Origin of the sequence: Paenibacillus hebaui, from assembly GCF_051934385.1 — a bacterium.
Lineage (GTDB): Bacteria > Bacillota > Bacilli > Paenibacillales > Paenibacillaceae > Paenibacillus.
This window is the reverse complement of sequence record NZ_CP196836.1, coordinates 1909978-1931165: the sequence shown is the minus strand read 5'-3', so window position 1 is coordinate 1931165 and position 21188 is coordinate 1909978. Positions and strand designations below refer to the sequence as shown.

Below are 21188 nucleotides of genomic sequence, written 5' to 3'. Positions count from 1 at the left end.
GCGCTTCCTCCCTGTCCAGAGGCACTGCTTACTTGTCTCCATCATCACGTTTAATTGTAAGGAAAACCTACATCGACGTAATTCACGATGATCGTCCATTATTATATGCAAAATTACTCGAAATAGCAAGCCAGTCAACGATCTAATTTACACTTGCACCTTACTCCCTGAGCTGTCTTAGCCTCTTCTGGATTTTCCGAATCTCGGCAGCTTCAGCAACTCGCCCATCAGCATGCTCGGACGGTGTCAGAACATCTTTGCCCACACCGCTCATCGGAGAAAGCAACTCGGACAATCGCATCTCTAATCGCAACCGTTCATCGTCCGACTCCCGAATCTCAAGCGCCGAATCACGAAGCTTTCTGGAAGTTTCCCAGTCCTCCACACCACCTTCGAACAGTGTTGTTTTTCCACCCGGCTCCAGATCAAGCAGCCGATTGGAAAGTACCTTTGTGAGCATGCGGTCATGAGATACGAGCACCAGTGCCCCGGATGCCTGCTTCAATATATTCTCCATGACTTCCTGTGTGTCAATATCCAGATAGTTGGTCGGTTCATCCAGCACCAGCAGATTGGCTCCGCCGAAGTACAGCCGCAAGAAGGCGACCCGACATTTCTCACCCATACTCAGATCACCAATACGCTTGAACACGTCATCCCTTGAAAATAAAAAACATCCCAAAATGGTACGTGCAGCGCTTTGTGTCATCGATGGAAGGCCTAGCAAACTGTCCAGAAGGGTAAGATTCTCAGGCAACCCCTCCAGTTCTTGTGAAAAGTAGCCGATCTTCAGCTGTGGATGGCGTGTTATCTTGCCTTGCGAAGGTTCCAGCTCCCCGATCATCAACTTCAGCAGTGTAGTCTTGCCCGTTCCATTCGGCCCGCGCACAGCAAGACGATCTCCACGTTCGACAGCAAGCCGAAGGTCGTGCAGCAATGGTTTGTCTCCCGTATAAGAAAAGCTCACCTCTTCGAGCGCAAGGAGCTGGCGTGCAGCCAGCGTGTTCATTTGCAGCTCCATGTTCAACTTGGCAGCTTCACGGGGTTTATCCACTCGCTCCTTCTCCAAACGTTCCAGCTGTTTTTGCTTTGCATGGTAACGTGAAATGTTCTTGTTGGCCTTGGCTTTGTAGAAGCTTTGGGTAATTTTGACCTCGACATCCGTAGCTGAGTTATGCGCTTTATGGAACCATTGCTGATAATTGCGAATCGTCTCTTCCAGTGCCTTCCGCTCCAGCTCTTGCCTGCGGTACGTTGCCTCCTGCTCACGCAATTCGCGTACCTTGTGGGCTTTATAATCTGTGTAGCCCCCCTTATATTTGGTCAAGGCATCCGGGCTAAACTCGATAACACCCGTTGCCACCTGATCAATAAATGTCCGGTCATGAGATACAAATAACAGTGTACCTTCATACGAGCATAGCCATTCTTCAAGCCAGCGCATACTCTCCTCGTCCAGATGATTCGTCGGTTCATCCAGAATAAGAAATTTTGGCTTACTAACCAACAGACCAGCCAATCGCGCCTTTGTTTTTTGCCCACCACTTAAGGATTGATACGATCTGTTCCAATGCTCCGACGATAATCCAAGTCGTGTTAATACCTTCTCCACCTCAGTCTCCCACAAATATCCGTTCAATTGTTCATATTGCTCCATTGCGATTGTATAGGCTGCCAGTAACCCTTGTTCGTCTCCTGCACTACTTGTGCTCAGTCGTTGTTCTAGTTCTTCCAGTTCCCGTTTCACTTCATAGATCCGACCGCTTTCCTGCCGAACGGCCTCAAGCACATTGATTTCGGATTCGATCTTGGAGCGCTGACGCATGAAACCCCACTCCTGCTGCGGAACGTGGCGCTCGATGCGTCCACCACCGTCTTCTTCTCCAAGAATTATGCGTAATAATGTGGTCTTACCACACCCGTTGCGACCCAGAATGGCGAGCCGCTCGCCTTCATTTATTTCCAGATTTAATCCTGTGAACAACTCATTTCCGTTCCACTCTTTCGATACTTCATGTAGGCGTACCATTGTCATCATGAGGCCTCATCCTTCCTGCAATTCAAAATAAAAAAACCGCTGGCAGCAGCCGGCGGTCTGGCAATTTAGGATTGGATCAAGCATCAAAAAACAGACATAAGGTACACCACGGCAAGAACAAAGAAACCCTAAACACAGGGTACATACAAGCCGTATAAGCTTGCTCGTTCCACACCTTGATCCCATAGCTGAATTTGGACACACGAATCCCCTCATTGCTCAGCCGCTTTGGCTGACTGCGTCATATAACCATCTGCAGTTAACTGGGGTTCATTTCATGTGTCTTACTTCATGGGACGTATGGTTACCTCTCATTCATGTGTAGTATCAATTTCTCCGCTATTGTATCAGATACGGCAGAAAAAGGAAAGTCGAGAATCGGACAAAAAGAAAAACCCTTGTTTTCACAAGGGTTTCGTGTGTTACATTTTTTTAAGCGGGTGATGGGAATCGAACCCACGCTATTAGCTTGGAAGGCTAAAGTTCTACCATTGAACTACACCCGCGCGAATGACGATCGGGACGACACGATTTGAACATGCGACCCCCTGGTCCCAAACCAGGTGCTCTACCAAGCTGAGCTGCGTCCCGTCAAGTTCCGAGGAATTAACATGAATTTTACAAAAACAAATATACCATGATCCTCCAATACTTGCAACTTCTATTTACCATTTTTTCTCTCCACGTATCAAATAAAAAAGACAGGAGCGTTTTTACGCCCCCTGTCCTACCCTATCCTGTCGGTTTATCCACATCTCTCAAAAACTGCTGTTCGAAATCAGCGGCCTCAATCGGTTTACTGAAAAAGTAACCTTGCGCTTCATGACAATGCTGATTGCGAAGGAACTTCATCTGTTCTTCGTTCTCAACGCCCTCGGCCGTCACCTTCAGATGCAAATGATGCGCCATGGACGTAATGGTGGAGACGATCGCTGCATTGTTGCTGTCCTCCATGACTTCATTCACAAACGAACGGTCGATCTTCAAACGGTCAATGGGCAGATCTTTCAGATAATGAAGCGAGCTGTACCCTGTTCCAAAATCATCAATACTGATGTGTACACCAATTTCTTTGATTTTACGCAACTGTTCAAACGCACGATCTTTATCAAATGTCATACTCTCGGTAATCTCCAGTTCAAGCCATACAGGCTCCAATCCCGTTTCCTTGAGAATACCGCTGATGTTATCCAGCAGATGGGAGTGCCTGAATTGCCTCATGGACAGGTTAACCGACACACACAGTTTACGGTAACCCGCTTCCTGCCATAACTTGTTCTGTGCACAAGCCTCCCGCAGTACCCATTCTCCAAGCGGCACAATGAGCCCACTCTCCTCAGCCAGCGGAATAAATTCCGCAGGGGATACCGAACCCCTCTGCGGATGCTGCCAGCGTACCAGGGCCTCCATCCCCACGATCAACCCACTCTCCAGATTGACCTGCGGCTGATATACCAGATAGAACTGACCCCGATCAAGCGCTTTACGCAGATCATTCTCAAGCTGCAAACACTCCTGGGCTTTCATCTGCATCGCCTGTGCATAACGATTAAGCTCCATCCCCTGCTCCTTGGCATCATGCAGCGCTGTGTCCGCATTCTGAATGAGCTCCTCCGGGGAGTCTCCATCATGCGGGAAAATCGCTATACCAATACCCAGTGTGAGATGATACTCGTTCCCATCTACCATTACAGGCTTTTCGAACAGCTGCAGAATCGACTTTGTCCGTTGCAATGCCATATCTGTCGTACAGAAATCCGTCATGGTCAGCACAAATTCATCTCTTCCTATGCCAAAAACTTCCTCCCCAGGTAGCGACGAATGCTTCAGGCGCTGTCCCATTTGGCGAAGTACACGGTTAGCCGCTTGTTGACCCAGTGAATCATTAATCGTTTTGAATCGATTGATATTCAGCACCAGCACACCAACAAGCTTTTGCTCTACCCTAGCTTCGTCCATCATTACTTTCAGTTGTTGAGACAAACGACGACGATTCGGCAGCCCTGTCACATCATCATGGTGAGCAATAAAATTCATTTTTGCTTCAGCCACCTGTTGTTTAAGGAACGGCGTATCCACTACGGATGAATATAACCCCTTTTGTATGAAGAAATAGGCCAGACAATTGCTTAATAATCCCAACAACAGATTGAGATCATTGATCCCCGTAGCAGAGACAAAATAACATTCTCCATAGAAAAAACAAAGGGTTCCACACAGGATGGAAGGCAGATCTCCATCTCTATTTTTTTTCCATTGCACAAATAACACGACTGCGGTGATTCCATACAGTATGCCTACCAGAAAATGAAACCGGTTAAACATTCCGCCGAGCACATCACCCTCAAGCAGGTTCGGCAGCACGCCCCATTCCTGAATGGCCAGTGTATATAGAATAACAAAAATTCCCAATGTTCCGCTGAACACTAGAAACTTGCGTGGTAACGCAACTTCTTTTTCGCCGGCTGTATATATGAACAGCAAACCCGCCGCGCAGACTAGCGATCCCAACGTCCTCATCCTCAGGGAGAACTCCGACTCCATCATCGCGCCGCTTGGAATTTCTTCTGCAAAAGAAACGATGTGAATCAGTTCAAACAAACCAATCAATAAAAACAGTGTTGTCATCAAAACTCTTCGCAGGGTCTGCCTTTGAGTCTGGAACAACCAGCTTTGATTATAAATGCCGATACAGGCCGCTGCCGCAGCGAATCCACCCAAGAGTGTCAGAACCGGGTAACCCGATATGATCAGATCAGAGCTTACAGAGGAACGAAACCATTGACTTGCGAGGAAACACAATAAGCCGCATACAGCGACCCAACCTATTTTTCTCTGATCTTGTAGATTAACCTTCATGCCGTGTTTTCCTTCCCGGGATCACCTATCCTGAAATACATTACCCAAACTTGCAATCTTGCTACATAATTCGACAAAAAATATATTTACCAACGTTCAATTCACATGAATGACATGCTATCTGGTACATAATAACATTTAAATCCGTATACGTGAACTAAAAATTAGTCACTCCTAGGAATATTTATTCATAAAAATGATATAAAACAAGGCATTAAGAACTAAAAAAAACATGAACTCTACATCAGAGTCCATGTTTCCCTAGTTTGCAACTGTATTTCAAACTATTTTATTTGTCGAAATTCACTTCTGGTGTTGTCAATTTGTCATAGAAATCAACAACCTTATCCTTATCTTCGGATGAACGAAGTGCCATCGCCGAACGTGGATGCTCATCCAATGCACCCGTAATCATATAAGGCAAGATGTAACCCCATTCTTCTTTTTCTCTGAGTGGAACCATCAATTGCTCCAATACAGCGAGTACTGGGCGCAGATTGTATTTCGTACCTTTCAGATGAGCTACGAGCAATTCCGTTGGGCAGTTACCTGCCGCACGTCCCATACCATACACAGAAGCATCCAGCAGTTCAACGCCAAGTTCCGCCGCTACCAATGTGTTGGAGAATGCCAGTTGCATGTTATTATGTGTGTGAACGCCAAGGCGTTTGTTAGGCAAGTGTGTCTTGAACTTCTCTACCAAGTATTTCACATCATTATGGTCCAGGCTACCATAGGAATCTACAATGTAGACGACATCCACAGAGCTTTCTTTGATCAATTCAAATGCTTCCAGTAATTCATTCTCCATCACATTGGAGAGCGCCATAATATTAAGTGTTGTTTCATAACCACGATCATGGAATGTTTGTACCAGGGCAAGTGCCTTATCTACATCCTTGCTGTAGCAGGCCACACGAATCAGATCCAGCATGCTCTCACTGCGCGGCAAAATGTCATTCTCGTCCACACGTCCTACGTCAACCAATGCAGACAATTTGGTATTCCCTTTTTGCGGAATAACCTTACGCAGGAAATCATCATTCAGAAAACGCCAAGGTCCTGCATCTTCAGCACCTTTTAACAGCTTAGGTGAGTTTTTATATCCAATTTCCATATAATCAACGCCAGCCTCATTCAATCCAGCATATAGCTGTTGAACAAAGTCCACGCTAAAGTCCCAATTATTCACCAACCCGCCATCACGGATCGTACAATCTACAATTTTGCAATGATTTGTCTTCATTAATGTCTACTCCTTTTCTGACCAGCTTGTGTATTCCTCTCATGATACTTGAACGTGACAAGAAAAGTAAAGGGATTCCCAACTTATTTACTTCGATAAGATTTCCAGATTCGATCAATTTCAGCCATTTCCGAAATATCCAGCTCTTTCTGCCCATAGCGTACTGCGTTATACGTATCTGGAAGCACTGCAGAGAGCTTCTGCCCCTCTTCTCCGGGGTCATTCCGAACAATCGTCTCGGCGGCCTCCAGCGGTGTGTGAGCCCTCTGTATATCCACTCCACGATGCTCTGCTCCACTGACCCACTTCCGATAATAGTAACGAACACGTTCAGCCTGCTGTGCAGGCGGTGCTTCCTTCTTGCGGAACCAGGATTTCCGTTTTTTTACGGGCGCCTCCAGCGTTTCGCTAATATCCATATACTCGGTCCGAGGAGCCACCTTCTTCTCACCTGGTTGCAGCATTCCCTTGAAGCGGTCCATGAGTTTGTTCATTGCTTTTTGCACTAACCTCAGAATCAGCCACAGAATGACGGTCCCAACCGCCCCCATGATGACCCACCCCAGGATATCCCAGATCAATGAGGGCTCTGATTGAGGTTCCATCATTTCATTCGGTATCATTGAGGGCTCATTAGGAGCGGTAGGAGGAGTAGGTGGTTCCTGATTGGAAGATTGACCAAACAAGGCTCTGATCCATGCAAGTAAACGATCACGTAACGGACCCAGCCAGGCAACAAGACTCGGAAAAGCGCCAATACCCGCGATCAAAATCAGCATCCATACTAAACGCTGGTGATTCGCTCGTGTAAACTCGCGTAGTACGATTCTTCGATTTGCATCATTTAATATCGCCCGGTCCAGTTGTACACTGTATTGACCTACCAACCAGCCAACAAAACTGATCACTCCAGCAGCATATATGGTTCCCGTATACGCCTGCAAAGGTTGCATCATTTCAATTTGGTTGAAGGCCACACTGAGCACAATCGCAGTGACCACACCAAAAATCTGTAAACGCCATAACAAAATGGAACGAAAGACGGGCTGAAATGTCAATCCCACATTAGCCGAAAACACTCCCCATACCGCTGCTGTGAATACATCAGGCAACGGAAGAACTAGAACTATTGCAATAACCAGCGATACGAGCAGACCCACAATGAGCGCTGTGCCGCCCCGTATAAATGCATTCTTCTCGCCAAATCCGGAAAACCTGTGCTGAATCCATTGACCTGAAAAGCCTGCCAGAATAAAGATAAGCATTAACGTGTATGGCAAATGTTCCATAGCGTAGAGCGAAGTGAGCGTTAACAGTGGAAAAAGATACACGCCGATTAGTAATACGGCCAACATGGGTATAAATATGCTTGTCTTCGTTGGATTCGAATCACTCATGCACTCACCGCCTTGGAATCGCTCTTCTCGCCCTCTACCGGAAGTATCGTTACACGATGCCCTTGTTCATGTAATCGTGCAATCTCATGCTCCATGGCAGCAGATACATAGGATGTAATCAAAAGATAACTTCGAATTTGCTGTGCTTCTTCATTACGCTGCACTTCATCATTCAGGAATTGCTCCATGGGAACCATGCATTTCAACTCCGTCTCCGCCATGGCTTCCAGCAACATTTCCAGGTGTGGACTGCCGTAATCCGGCTCAATCCGCAGCGGATCGCGCCCTCCGCTCACACGGTACCCGTTATGAGCAAATCCTGCCGGCAAACCTCTTCCAATGGCATCCACTGCAGCGGTTGCAGCATAACGAAGTGCGCGCTCAATCGTCCCTGGCCGGGTAACAACACTCCACATATCTGCTGACTCTTGAATATTGACCAGAATCCATGATTGAGGGTCCGCTGTCCATCCCTGTTTATAGACCTGCAATTCGCCCGTGCGTGCACTGGCTTTCCATTGAATACGGTTCATGGGATCACCTGCGCCATAAGGTCGCACACCCAGAATCAGGAAGGGATCTTCAACAATCCATCGGGATACCTCAACCTCTCCCTGCCACACCTGATAGATCGCGGGCAAGTCCTCTGCATGAACGAGTGATGGATACACGATCAAGGACAGATGGACGGGTATAGGTTTCGAGGAGCGCCATACACCAAAGAGATCCCCGCCGGTCATTGTTACGGTATTCAACGTATGGATCCCACGCTGAGTGCACACAAACGGATGCTTGCGCGTAATACGAGTAAACGGTTTCAATGTAAAAATGCTCTTGTGGTTCTGATAGATGTTTCCTTGGCTAATATCCATGCCCGAACCGGAGCGGAATACAAAGGACGCGGGCATCATCGCTTCAAGTCTGAGCCAGGGGACCGAGACCCGTTTTTCGTTCGCTATCGTCTCCACCATCTCAAGTTCATCTCCGGCGTAGCAACGGAGTTTGCTGAACTGTCTGGTATACTTGAGCTTGTATAAAGCGGGACGGCCGAACCATATGCCGTGTACTCCAATAACAATGACACCAACGATGACAAGCCATAATAATGCCATAAACTATCGCCCGTTGCCTGTAGCAAGATTCTCTGTCGGCACTTCAGTCTGGGTCAGAAGTTCCTGAATGATGCGTTCCGCCAAGCCCTCTTGTTGCCTTATGCGGTTACGGAAGACAAGTCGATGGGCCAGTACGGGCTCTGCCAATCGTTTGATATCATCTGGAAGCACATAATCTCTGCCGTGTAGGGAAGCCCATGCCTGACTCGCCTTGAGCAGTGCCTGAGCACCGCGTGGACTTACGCCAAGCGAAAGCTCTGGATGCTGCCTTGTTGCTTCTGTCAATCGAATGATATATCTCAGCAGATCCTCATCTATTTGAACTGTTTTGTAGGTAGCCTGAGCCTCCAGAAGTTGCTCGCGGCTGATGATCGGTGACAGGTCGTTAACATAGCGACTGGCTACAGTGCGTCTCAAAATTTCTACACTCTCTTCACTGTTGGGATACCCCATACGAATTTTCATCATGAATCGATCCATCTGAGCCTCAGGTAATGGAAAGGTCCCTTGGTTATCTACCGGGTTTTGTGTAGCGATAACGATAAACGGTCGTTCCAGTTGTCTGGTCGATCCATCAATACTGATCTGCCGTTCCTCCATACATTCCAGCAGACTGGACTGGGTGCGCGGTGTAGCCCGGTTTATTTCATCTGCCAGAACGAGATTGGCGAACAAGGGACCTGGCCTAAATTCAAAATCCCCTTCTTTTTGATTGAAGAAATGAATACCTGTCAAGTCAGATGGCAATAAGTCCGGTGTAAACTGAATGCGCTGAAAGGTACAATCCAATGAAGACGCTACTGATTTAGCCAGCATGGTTTTCCCCGTGCCGGGTACATCCTCCAGCAGAACATGTCCTGAAGCAATGATGGCAGTCATAACCAACTCAATCGTATGATTCTTCCCCACTATAACTTTTCCTACGTGGTCCATTAGTTGTTTGTTCATTTGTTCCATTCCCTGGATATCCATATTTGTACGTTCCTCCCGTAAATCAATCTTATGTATTCGCATTCATTCTAACTATAACCCTAATTCCCCCAACAAAAAACAACAGGAACCGGCGGGTTGGCCAATTCCTGTTCGCATTGCTCTTGCCATCACACCAAGGGAAGCATAATCATGAACCGGGTGCCTTCCCCTTTTTTACTGTCCACAGAGATCGTCCCCCCATGATTCTTAATAATGCGGTAACTCACGGAAAGTCCCAGCCCCGTTCCGCTCTCCTTGGTGGTGAAGAATGGATCGAACAGTCGCACAAGGGTGTTGTGATCCATTCCCTGCCCATTGTCGGCAATCGAAATCTGCACATGTTTGTCCTCGGTTCCTGTTGAGATCCGAATCAGGCCGGTGTGCTCTTCACCCACATCTTCAATGGCATCCATCGCATTTTTCACCATATTCAAAATAACCTGCTTAATCTGTTTGACATCAATGGAGACATTTAACGGAACTTCTCCTTCATCCAGTATGATCTCGCACCCCTTCATTAAGCCTTCGCTTTCTGTCAGCAGGACCACCTCTTTGAGCAAGGAGTCCACGGACATAATGGTCTTCTGAGGCGCTGACGGTTTGGAGGAATTCAGGAATTCATAGATAATGTCGTTCGCCCTGTCAATCTCCGTCAGTATGATTCGAGCGTACTCGTCTTTCCCCAATTGTAGCAAATGCGGCCGCAACAGCTGGATGAATCCGCGAATTGCTGTCAAAGGATTTCGGATTTCGTGGGCAATAGATGCCGAAATACGCCCCAGCATCGCAAGTTTGTCATTTTGATAAGCGGTCTGCTCAATTTGTTTATAATCGGAAACATCCTTAACACTGAATAGGAAGTCCCCATCCATCTGATCCCCGTACGTTACTGTAACCAGCCAATGCCTGCCATACTCGTCAATCAGCTCATGATAGCGCTTACGATGAAAGATAGTTTCCCGATAGATACGTAAAATTTTCTTTTTCTTGAAACGACTCATCTGTGGATGACGCAACATCTGCATCAAGGTGCAGCCGCTCAACAGACTTCTTGGAAGCTCCAACAACTTTGCCATCTGAACGTTAATAAACGTCAATACACCGTGACTGTCAAACAACATAATACCGCTATCCAGATGTTCCAGGACATTCTCATACTTGTTGTTATCCAGATGTATAGGCGGGAAACCATTCGTTGATCGAGGCACTGTATCCTGAAATTCACTAATCATGTCAGGTTCCTCCTTTTCACGTAAATGATAAACTTGCCATTCGGACATCATATCATCACAGAAACAGGAAGGGCCGATTTTAATTTGCATTACCGGTGCCCTTTCATTAGGGGCTGAGCCGGAAATACGGATGGCATGTCCGGAACCCAAGCAGGTCTATTCCGGGTAACCAACAATCGAACCGGAAATCAATATACGTTTGTTCCATTCTGACCTTCTCCTATTCCCAAACACGAACATTTTTTGCTCCGCCTCTTTTGCAAGTCTGTTTTTATCATAGACAAGTTTATAGAAGAGAGTCAATCGGAGAAAGTGTCGAATGGTAATTATTTTAAGAAAAACCGTGAATCGGATAATGTATGCACACAAAAACGAAGCCTCGTCGCTCAAATGGCGAATCAGCTTCGTTCGTATGGATATACATCTCAGATATTTCAATTCAATCTATAGTCCAGTCTTATTATGCTGGATTTTGAGTCTGCGCTGACTCATCACGGCTAATCGACGCTTAAGTTCGCTTTCCCACTTCTCATCCTTCATTTCCTTGGCAAGCCGGAGAAGATCCAGAGACATATCGATCTGACGCTGCACAATGACCATCGCATCCTCGCTTTCACGGTTCACGCAATTCTCAAAAATGGCATCCTCATCTTCCGTCACGTAATCTTGAAAATCAATCTCCGACGCACCGTCTCCATGTGCATACTCAGCCAGAATTTCATATTCATTTTCCACTTTATAATGCACTTCCACCCGGTGACACACCGGACAAAACAGCAGGGGAACATTATGAACCTGGGTGCGGTAATGCTTCAGCGTGCCCTTTGTTCCCACCATACTTGCCCCACAACAGTAACTCATTTTTGTTCACCCTCCTTATAACGTGCCGGGACTTATTTATTGAACATACAATCCCGTACACTTCCAGCACTTCCGAAAAAGGAATAGTTCCATCAGTGTATCACATTCATGTACAGATTATAAATGCAGAGCACCGGAATATTTACCGGGTTTCCATACCCTATTCGCTTTGATGCCCTTCGATTCCTCTTTTCCCCTTTCAAAGATGAAAAGAAGGCTTTCTTCCAATCGCTAACACGTTTACATGCCTGTTTAAACACTTTTCATTCAGTTTGGGTATACATTCTGGAAAAAGGGTGCAAAAAGCCCTCAATCCCGGGAGGGATGAGGGCTTGAACAACAATCGTTCAAGTTCAATCAGGCTTACAGGTTAGTGTCGCCTGGTTTCCAGTTCATTGCACACAATCCGCCGGATTGCAGAGCTTGCAGTACACGAAGTGTTTCTTCAACGCTACGGCCTACATCATTGTGGTTAACGACTTGGTATTTCAATTCGCCTTCTGGATCGATGATGAACAAGCCGCGCAGTGCAACGCCTTCTTCTTCAATCAGAATGCCATAATCTTTGGCAACTTGCTTCGTAATGTCAGAAGCCAATGGGAAGTTTAATTGACCCAGGCCATTGCTGTCTTTAGGTGTGTTGATCCAAGCTTTGTGGCTGTGTACGGAGTCAACGCTCACGCCAAGAACTTCAGTATCCAAAGCTTTGAATTGCTCAGCAGCATCACTCAAAGCTGTAATTTCAGTTGGGCACACAAAAGTGAAATCCAAAGGATAGAAGAAAAATACGAGCCATTTGCCACGATAATCAGACAGTTTTACGGAACCAAAATCTTGTCCATCTCCCGATACTGTTTCCATTGCAAAATCCGGTGCGGGTCTACCAACCAAACGTTCTGCCATAACTAAAAATTCCTCCTTTGGGATTATGTAAGCACTCGCTGTGGAATGCTCATCATCAGGAAAAACGCGGACGCTTTCCCTGCAATTAAAGTTGTTTGTTACTTGATAACAAGTACAAGTAAAATGTTATCATCCGGACTTCTCAAAGTCAAGATTATAATCGTTATTTTTTTATAATAATTATAAATAAGGATTTTTCGTGGCAAAAATCATAATAGAACAGCCCTCCATCATTCCTCACGGAAAGTAAAGGGCTGTCTTGTTATGATGTCGTATTACGCCTGTTTACGAATTGCTGCGACAATCAAGTCGCCCATTTCCGTTGTGCTGATCGCTGTGCTCTTGTCTACAGCAATATCACTTGTGCGGTGTCCTGCGTTCAGTACATCAGATACCGCTGCTTCAATGGCATCCGCACCTTCTGTATAACCAAATGTCGTGCGGAACATCAACGCCAGAGAGAGAATCGTTGCAATCGGATTGGCAAGGCCTTGACCTGCGATATCCGGTGCAGAACCGTGTACCGGCTCGTAGAGACCGAAGCTACCCTCACCCAGTGATGCAGATGCCAACATACCGATTGAGCCTGTTAGCATCGCTGCTTCATCACTCAAGATATCTCCGAACATGTTTTCCGTCACGATTACGTCAAAGCTGGAAGGACGACGCAGCAATTGCATCGCGCAGTTATCCACAAGCACATGCTCCAATTCAACATCTGGATAATCCGGTGCTACCCGGTTCACAACTTCACGCCAGAGACGGGATGTTTCCAGCACGTTGGCTTTGTCCACCGAAGCCAGCTTTTTGCGACGTCCTTGAGCAATTTCGAACGCCTGACGAACGATCCGCTCCACTTCCGTTACATTATATGCACAAGTATCCACTGCCTCTTCGCCCTGTGCACTTTCACGTCTGAACTTCTCTCCGAAGTAGATGCCGCCAGTCAACTCCCGTACCACCATCAGATCCGTACCTTCAAGCACTTCCGGCTTCAAGGTTGAAGCATCCTTCAGGCAATCAAATACAACAGCCGGACGAAGGTTGGAGAACAATCCCAGCGCTTTGCGAATACCCAGCAAGCCTGTTTCAGGACGAAGCTCCTTGCTGTTATTGTCCCATTTTGGACCACCAACGGCTCCAAGCAGGACCGCATCTGCACTTTTACATACCGCCAGTGTTTCTTCTGGAAGAGGTGTACCCTTCTCATCAATTGCGATTCCACCAAACAGCGCATGTTCTGTCTCAAAACGGTAACCGAATACTTCCTCTGTACGTTTAAGAACTTTCTCGGCCTCAGCTACGACTTCAGGACCAATTCCGTCACCTGCGATAACTGCAATTTTTTTTACGTCTGCCATGGGTTGTCCACTCCTTATATTCACTGAATCTGTTATTTGCTTCGATAATTTAAACGTGTCATTTTTACCTCTCTCTTTTGTATCATATTTAGAGGTCATTTGACCAAGATATACAATCTATGACTTTAATAGATTTTACCTATAAGTGCGTGTTCAAAAAGACCGGTTTTCAGTACCGAGAAGATGGGATGAAGCTAGAAATGGAGTAGCGGAGCATAGGGAAAACTACGTGAGCAACGGACATTTCGGCTGAATTCCATATTCGATGCTGATGATGCCACTAGGCATCCTTCGTAATCAAAAGCGGACTTTTTGAACAACCTCTATAAGCCAATAGAGTTTAACCTCCACAAGTTGTTCCACTCCTCCCAGTGGGGTAAACTATAGCTGAATTCAAATCAGGTACTCAGGAGGGATCATCAACATGCAATATTCGTATTTGGGTAAATCAGGCCTCAAGGTCAGCCGAATCTGTCTCGGTACCATGAATTTCGGGCCTGCTACAGACGAAAAAGAAGCTTTCCGCATTATGGACGCAGCACTCGATGCAGGTGTGAACTTTTTTGATACCGCTAACATCTACGGCTGGGGTGAAAATTCCGGTCTCACCGAGGAGATTATCGGGCGCTGGTTCAACCGGGGCGGTGGCCGACGTGAAAAAGTGGTTCTTGCCACCAAGGTATATGGCTCCATGCATGATGATACAGACGGCCCCAACAACGAAGCCGGCCTCTCCGCCTACAAAATCAGACGTCATCTGGAAGGTTCCCTCCGCCGCTTGCAGACCGATCATATCGAGCTGTACCAGATGCACCATGTTGACCCTGCTATATCGTGGGACGAGCTGTGGGGCGCCTTTGAAAACGCTGTCCATCAGGGTAAAATCGGTTACATAGGGTCAAGTAACTTTGCCGGTTGGCAAATTGCTGTTGCCCAAAGTGAAGCCAAAAACCGCCACTTCCTCGGTCTTGTTTCCGAGCAGCATAAATACAGTCTCAACTGTCGTTTACCTGAACTGGAAGTATTGCCCGCAGCGAAAGAACTGGGCCTAGGCGTTATTCCGTGGAGTCCACTTCATGGCGGATTACTGGGACGTAATGCACTGCAAAAGCTGGAAGGCACCCGCAGTGGCGGTATTGCTGGACGCATAGAGCAGCATCATACCCAGCTGAAGGAGTTTGCAACTTTGTGTCGCGATCTTGGTGAACCACAGGATACCGTAGCATTGGCTTGGGTTGCTGCCAATCCGGCAGTAACCGCACCCATTATCGGACCGCGTACCCTGGAACAGTTTGAAACTGCGCTCAAATGTCTGGATGTCACGCTGGATGAAGCGGTGCTCAAACGTCTGGATGAGATCTTCCCAGGTCCGGGAGGACAAGCACCTAACGCTTATGCCTGGTAAAAGCTCCATAGCTTAACCCATTTTTCATTTATATTATACGATGAAATGGTCTATATTCGATTAGAGTTATCATAAGACATAACAGCAAAAAAAGTCTGACCTTCAACTTGTGAGGGTCAGACTTTTTGAGTACCACACGGAAAATCAAAACAGATCAAAGTTGGCCCAAATACGTCCAACCAGCTCTGATCAATTCGACTTCCATTCCATTGAAGAGCCATGCTTGCTGCAAAGGAAAAGTTACAGATTCACGTTAACGCGATTGGTGTACGTTTTGCGTTTCTCAATCAACTTGTTCAAACCATCCACGTAGGCACGTGCACTGGCACCCAGAATATCAGTGCTCACTCCACGGCCCTGAACAGATACTTGATTTTGAGTAAGTACAACATGAACCTCACCCAATGCATCCTTACCGTGCGTAACCGATTTGATCGAGTAGTCGGATAGAATCACTTCTTCCCCGCTAACCTGATCAATGGCGTTATAGATAGCATCTACAGATCCATTTCCCTCTGCTTTTTGCTCCACAGTATTACCATCAAGCGTGGCAATACGAACTTTAGCCGATGGAGTCGATTCATCGCCATAGGTGACAAAGATGGATTCCAGTTTATACACCTCAGGTGCATCCTGCAATTTCTCTTCAATCACAGCCAAGAGATCCTCATCCGTGACTTCTTTCTTCTTGTCAGCCAGGTCTTTGAATTGGGCAAAAGCACGGTTTAATGCTTCATCTTCCAGTTCATACCCCAGCTCAATTAACCGTTCACGGAAGGCATGACGTCCCGAGTGTTTACCCAATACGAGCTTGCTTTCCTTCAGACCGATGGTCTCTGGTGTCATAATCTCGTAGGTTGTTTTCTCCTTCAACATGCCATCCTGATGAATTCCGGATTCATGTGCAAATGCGTTGGCGCCCACAATCGCTTTATTACCAGGTACAACCATACCCGTTAAACGACTGACGAGACGACTGGTTCGTGCAATCTCCGACAACTGCAACGAAGTTTTCGCCTGGAAAAATTCCTGGCGTGTTTCCAATGCCATTGCAATCTCTTCAATGGCTGTATTACCTGCACGTTCGCCAATTCCGTTGATGGTGCCTTCAATCTGATCGGCCCCGTTCAGAATTGCTGCGAGCGTATTGGCCGTTGCCATGCCAAGATCGTTATGACAATGGGCACTCAGCTGGACCTTTTCAATTCCGTGTACATTTTCCTTGAGATGTTTGAAAATATTTCCGTACTCATATGGGCTCAGATAACCAACCGTATCCGGGATATTCACAACAGCTGCACCCTCATCCACAGCCATATTCACCATCTCAACGAGGAAATCATACTCGGTACGACCCGCATCCTCCAGCGAGAATTCGATCTTCGAAAAAGTTTTTTTCGCATAACGAATGGCGGAACGAGCGGTATCCAGAACCTGCCCTTTATCCATACGCAATTTATGTTGACGATGAATGGGTGAGGTTGCCAAAAAGATATGGATGCACGGGTCCTGAGCGCCTTTAAGCGCTTCTTTTACCGCATCAATATCTTGCTCTCTGGAACGGGACAAGCCGATTACGGTAACATTTTTGACCGCATTTGCTACTGCATTGACAGCTGCCAGATCACCTGGAGATGCCGCCGGGAAGCCAGCTTCCATCCGGTCAATGCCAAGCCGCTCGAGCTGATGGGCAATTTCCACCTTTTCACGAGTGTTCAGATTAACTCCCGGGGATTGCTCTCCATCACGCAGCGTTGTATCAAATACATAGATTTTACGCACGCTTTGCACCTCCTGCATTTGTAATATATCTTTCTCTGAACCAGTAATAGCGGCTCACGCATAAGCACGGCCGCTATTTCCAGTTAAAGCTGTAAGTTTACTTGAATACCTTAAAGTCCATCTTCAAAAAGTTGATGCTTACTTCTTGATCCAGTGCATCATCTCACGCAACTGTCCGCCAACCACTTCGATTGGGTGTTCAGCTTCGTTACGACGAGTTGCTGTCAGGAATGCACGTCCGGATTGGTTCTCCAGAATGAAGTCGCGGGCGAATTTACCTTGTTGGATATCCGTCAGGACTTCTTTCATTGCTTTCTTCGTATCTTCAGTTACAATGCGAGGTCCAGTTACATAGTCACCGTACTCAGCTGTGTTACTGATGGAATCACGCATACTTGCGAGTCCGCCTTCATACATCATGTCAACGATCAGCTTCAGTTCGTGCAGACATTCGAAGTATGCCATTTCAGGAGCGTAACCCGCTTCTGTCAACGTTTCGAATCCAGCTTTTACCAACGCACTCACGCCACCACACAGAACAGCTTGCTCACCGAACAGGTCTGTTTCTGTTTCTTCACGGAAGGAAGTTTCGATAACCCCTGCGCGTGTACAACCGATACCTTTAGCATAAGCCAAACCGATTTCTTTCGCTTTACCTGTTGCATCTTGCTCGATCGCGATCAGGCCCGGTACACCAAAACCTTCCACATAAGTACGACGTACCATGTGACCAGGGGACTTAGGAGCTACCAGCAATACATCGCTGTTTTTTGGAGCAACGATTTGACCGAAATGAACGTTGAAACCATGTGAGAAGAGCAATGCAGCGCCTTCTTTCAGGTTTGGTTCGATTTCGTTTTTGTATACAGAAGCTTGAGTTTCGTCAGGCAACAAGATTTGAACTACATCTGCACGGCTTGTTGCTTCAGCCGGGGACAGAACTTCAAATCCGTCATTTTTTGCAGTGTCGAAGGATTTACCTTCACGAAGTCCGATGACTACATTCAATCCGCTATCACGAAGGTTTTGGGCTTGGGCGTGGCCCTGGCTACCATAACCGATTACCGCGATCGTTTTTCCTTTCAATACGTTAAGCTCTGCATCCTGTTCATAATAAGTAGTTACTGGCATGTTTATAAGTCCTCCTTTGTATTGTAAAGAACCCTTCATTAATGAGCGGGTGTCTCAAGGGACCGGCTCACTTGGTGTGTCGAAAGCATCTCTGGTCTGACCCGATCCGTTCAGACACCCGCCCATTAATGCGGGAGTGTGGCTATCTTTTCAAGCGTTACATCACTAAAATGTTACCTTGCAAGTTGTAAGGGACTGACACTCTCACATAAGATCAACTATACATGTTAGCTAATCGTCGCCCCTTTTTAGTAGGTGTTACTCTGCTGATGTGCATCAGACCGAGTATATATTCATTATAGCCTTATACGTTGCCGCGTACCAATGCAGTTATCCCCGTACGTGACAATTCACGAATGCCATATGGCTTGAGCAATTCAATCATAGCATCGATTTTGTCCGTATCTCCGACTACCTGCACGATCAGGCTGCCTGGACCAACATCTACAACGGATGCACGGAATGTTTCTACCACACCCAGTATTTCAGGACGCTCGGAAGGCTCTGCCTTCACTTTGATCAGGGCGAGTTCACGAGCTACCATCGGTTTCAGGCTGAAATCAACCACTTTAATGACATCGATAATTTTGTACAACTGTTTTTCGATCTGCTCCAGCGTTTTGTCATCACCAATCGTGACAATGACCATCCGGGAGAGTCCGGGTTCTTCCGATTGACCCACTGTAATACTCTCAATGTTAAATCCGCGTCGACCGAACAACCCTGATACCCGCTGAAGGACGCCTGGCTGATCGTTAACCAATATTGAAATCGTATGTCTAATCATTCGTCAGCATCCCCCATCAGCATTTGATCAATTGTTGCTCCCTGCGGAACCATTGGATACACATTTTCTTCTTTGCGTACCACGAATTCTACAACGACTGGTCCTGGTGTATCCAGAGCTTCCTGCCAAGCCCGCGCAGCTTCTTCTTTATTCGTTGCACGCAATCCTTTCACGCCATATGCTTCAGCCAGTTTTACAAAATCTGGACTTCCTGCCAGGTCAATGTGGCTGTAACGGTTCTCATAGATGAGCTCCTGCCATTGGCGAACCATTCCAAGAACCTGATTGTTAATGATAACAATTTTTACAGGTATATTGTTAATGGCACAGATTGCGAGTTCTTGGGAACACATCTGCATTCCGCCATCACCGTTAATGGAGATAACGAGTCTGTCCGGATTGGCCATCTGAGCACCAATTGCAGAAGGGAATCCAAAGCCCATCGTTCCGAGGCCACCCGAAGTTACCCATGAACGCGGTTGATTAAACTTGTAATATTGTGCTGCCCACATCTGATGTTGTCCCACATCCGTAGTCACAATCGCTTCACCTTTGGTTGTATCATTCAGCATTTCAACAACCCACTGAGGTTTCAGCACTTCGTCTGAATCCGTATAGCTGTAAGGCTTCTCTTGTTTCCACTGTTTAATCTGGTCTCTCCATGCATCTGCACGCTCTGCACGTCCAACTTCTTTGTTGGCTATTTCAAGTACAGTCTTCACATCACCCACGATTGGAATATCGGTCGCAACGTTTTTGCCAATTTCAGCAGGATCAATATCGATATGAACGATTTTGGCATGTGGAGCGAATCCATCCAGCTTGCCTGTTACCCGATCATCGAATCGTGCGCCGATGTTAATCAGCAGATCTGCTTTTTGAATGGCCTGATTGGAAGTGTATGTTCCGTGCATACCCGGCATACCTGTCCATAGTTCATGCCCACTTGGGAATGCACCAAGACCCAGAAGTGTTGTCGTAATTGGAATGCCTGTCTTCTCAACAAACTCGAACAACTCTTCGTGTCCACCCGAGTATACCACACCGCCACCGGCAAGAATCATCGGACGTTCAGCTTCCTGAATAGCTTGAGCCAAACGATCAACCTGAAGTTTGTTCGGTACTGTCCGTGGATTGTAACCTCTTAATGTCACAGGTTCAGTACTCGGTTCAAACAGGGTTTTGTTGGCTGATACATCCTTTGGAATATCGATCAGTACAGGACCTTTGCGTCCCGTGTTGGCAATGTGAAATGCCTCATGAATGACACTGGACAGATCTTTTACATCCTTCACCAGATAACTGTGTTTGGTGATTGGCATTGTAATCCCGGTAATATCCGCTTCCTGGAAAGCATCCGAACCGATCAGGCTGGAATTTACATTTCCCGTAATGACAACCAGCGGCACGGAATCCATATATGCTGTGGCTATTCCGGTAACCAGATTGGTTGCTCCCGGCCCGGAGGTAGCGATACAGACACCCACTTTTCCACTCGCCCGTGCATATCCGTCAGCTGCGTGAATTGCACCTTGTTCGTGACGGGTCAAGACGTGCTTGAAATCCTCGAAACCATACATTGCATCGTAAATGTACAATACTGCTCCGCCTGGGTAACCAAATACACACTCCACGCCTTCCAGCAACAAACTTCTCAGCAGAATCTCGGAACCGCTAATGACCTCCGGCTTCATCCATTTTTCACGTAATTCATCTGTCGATCGTACTTCTGGAATTTGAGCTCCCATTAGTCATCCTCCTCTCGGAATTTACACCATTCTGACATTTAAAGTTACAAAAAAACCTTCCATCCCCTGCAAACAAGTTCATGCTTGCGAGGGACGAAAGGTTATCGCTTCCGTGGTACCACCCAACTTTGTCCGAAATTTCGCAATTACGGACCTTACCAAGTACAACAAAACGATAGCTCAAACGAACATAGTCGTTTCCCATACCTGTTGTCTGTAACGCAGACATACGATTTTCCCTAATACGCGAAAGGAGTGACATCCAGTGCTTTTCAGGAAAACAGCTCCGAGGTGAGCTCGTATATAAGGGATAATGGTGGTGGTTTCAGCAATTCCAGCCACTCTCTGAGCAAA

General features: G+C 46.7%; 15 protein-coding genes and 2 tRNA genes. 1 reads left to right on the top strand and 16 read right to left on the bottom strand.

The annotated features are described in order from the left end of the window. Window positions 1–160: 160 nt before the first annotated feature. From abc-f to leuB, 12 genes are all read right to left on the bottom strand, one after another. Window positions 161–2038, bottom strand: a complete 1878-nt coding sequence (gene abc-f / locus ACR32F_RS08785; RefSeq protein WP_440118045.1) for a ribosomal protection-like ABC-F family protein — start codon at window positions 2036–2038, stop codon at window positions 161–163. Window positions 2039–2473: 435 nt separating this feature from the next. Further along, window positions 2474–2544, bottom strand: a tRNA-Gly gene (locus ACR32F_RS08780). Window positions 2545–2555: 11 nt separating this feature from the next. Further along, window positions 2556–2629, bottom strand: a tRNA-Pro gene (locus ACR32F_RS08775). 141 nt (window positions 2630–2770) lie between these two features. After that, window positions 2771–4897, bottom strand: coding sequence for a bifunctional diguanylate cyclase/phosphodiesterase (locus ACR32F_RS08770; protein WP_440118042.1), 2127 nt, complete (start codon window positions 4895–4897; stop codon window positions 2771–2773). A 289-nt stretch (window positions 4898–5186) separates the two neighbouring features. Beyond that, the gene (locus tag ACR32F_RS08765; RefSeq protein ID WP_440118040.1) at window positions 5187–6143 is read right to left on the bottom strand and encodes an aldolase catalytic domain-containing protein; all 957 of its coding nucleotides are present in this window, start codon (window positions 6141–6143) and stop codon (window positions 5187–5189) included. Window positions 6144–6226: 83 nt separating this feature from the next. Next, window positions 6227–7540 carry a DUF4129 domain-containing protein gene (locus ACR32F_RS08760; protein WP_440118038.1) on the bottom strand — a complete coding sequence of 438 codons (1314 nt, stop codon included), beginning with the start codon at window positions 7538–7540 and terminating at the stop codon, window positions 6227–6229. Then, entirely contained in the window at window positions 7537–8652 is a 1116-nt protein-coding gene (locus ACR32F_RS08755) for a DUF58 domain-containing protein (protein ID WP_440118036.1), read from the bottom strand. The genes ACR32F_RS08760 and ACR32F_RS08755 overlap by 4 nt, the downstream gene beginning before the upstream one ends. Window positions 8653–8655: 3 nt before the next feature. Continuing rightward, window positions 8656–9624 carry an AAA family ATPase gene (locus ACR32F_RS08750; RefSeq protein WP_440118034.1) on the bottom strand — a complete coding sequence of 323 codons (969 nt, stop codon included), beginning with the start codon at window positions 9622–9624 and terminating at the stop codon, window positions 8656–8658. A 128-nt stretch (window positions 9625–9752) separates the two neighbouring features. Further along, complete coding sequence (locus ACR32F_RS08745; protein ID WP_440118032.1) at window positions 9753–10856, bottom strand: ATP-binding protein; 1104 nt, start codon at window positions 10854–10856, stop codon at window positions 9753–9755. Between the two features lie 444 nt (window positions 10857–11300). Further along, window positions 11301–11717, bottom strand: a complete 417-nt coding sequence (locus tag ACR32F_RS08740; RefSeq protein ID WP_440118030.1) for a hypothetical protein — start codon at window positions 11715–11717, stop codon at window positions 11301–11303. 363 nt (window positions 11718–12080) lie between these two features. Next, window positions 12081–12620 carry a peroxiredoxin gene (locus tag ACR32F_RS08735; protein ID WP_440118028.1) on the bottom strand — a complete coding sequence of 180 codons (540 nt, stop codon included), beginning with the start codon at window positions 12618–12620 and terminating at the stop codon, window positions 12081–12083. 275 nt (window positions 12621–12895) lie between these two features. Beyond that, a complete protein-coding gene (gene leuB, locus ACR32F_RS08730; protein ID WP_440118026.1) occupies window positions 12896–13981 on the bottom strand; it encodes a 3-isopropylmalate dehydrogenase in 1086 nt (361 codons plus the stop codon). 424 nt (window positions 13982–14405) lie between these two features. On the opposite strand from leuB, the gene ACR32F_RS08725 reads away from it, so the two are divergent. After that, complete coding sequence (locus ACR32F_RS08725; protein ID WP_440118024.1) at window positions 14406–15386, top strand: aldo/keto reductase; 981 nt, start codon at window positions 14406–14408, stop codon at window positions 15384–15386. A 240-nt stretch (window positions 15387–15626) separates the two neighbouring features. Here ACR32F_RS08725 and ACR32F_RS08720 read toward each other — a convergent pair whose 3' ends face one another. The 4 genes from ACR32F_RS08720 to ilvB all read right to left on the bottom strand — a co-directional run bounded on the left by ACR32F_RS08720 (window position 15627) and on the right by ilvB (window position 20834). After that, window positions 15627–17168: a 2-isopropylmalate synthase gene (locus ACR32F_RS08720; RefSeq protein WP_440118022.1), complete on the bottom strand. Its 1542-nt coding sequence runs from the start codon at window positions 17166–17168 to the stop codon at window positions 15627–15629. Between the two features lie 138 nt (window positions 17169–17306). Beyond that, window positions 17307–18299, bottom strand: a complete 993-nt coding sequence (gene ilvC, locus ACR32F_RS08715) for a ketol-acid reductoisomerase (RefSeq protein WP_017689654.1) — start codon at window positions 18297–18299, stop codon at window positions 17307–17309. Between the two features lie 304 nt (window positions 18300–18603). Beyond that, entirely contained in the window at window positions 18604–19086 is a 483-nt protein-coding gene (gene ilvN, locus ACR32F_RS08710; RefSeq protein WP_024628317.1) for an acetolactate synthase small subunit, read from the bottom strand. Next, window positions 19083–20834, bottom strand: coding sequence for a biosynthetic-type acetolactate synthase large subunit (ilvB, locus tag ACR32F_RS08705; RefSeq protein WP_440118019.1), 1752 nt, complete (start codon window positions 20832–20834; stop codon window positions 19083–19085). The genes ilvN and ilvB overlap by 4 nt, the downstream gene beginning before the upstream one ends. Between the last annotated feature and the right edge of the window lie 354 nt (window positions 20835–21188).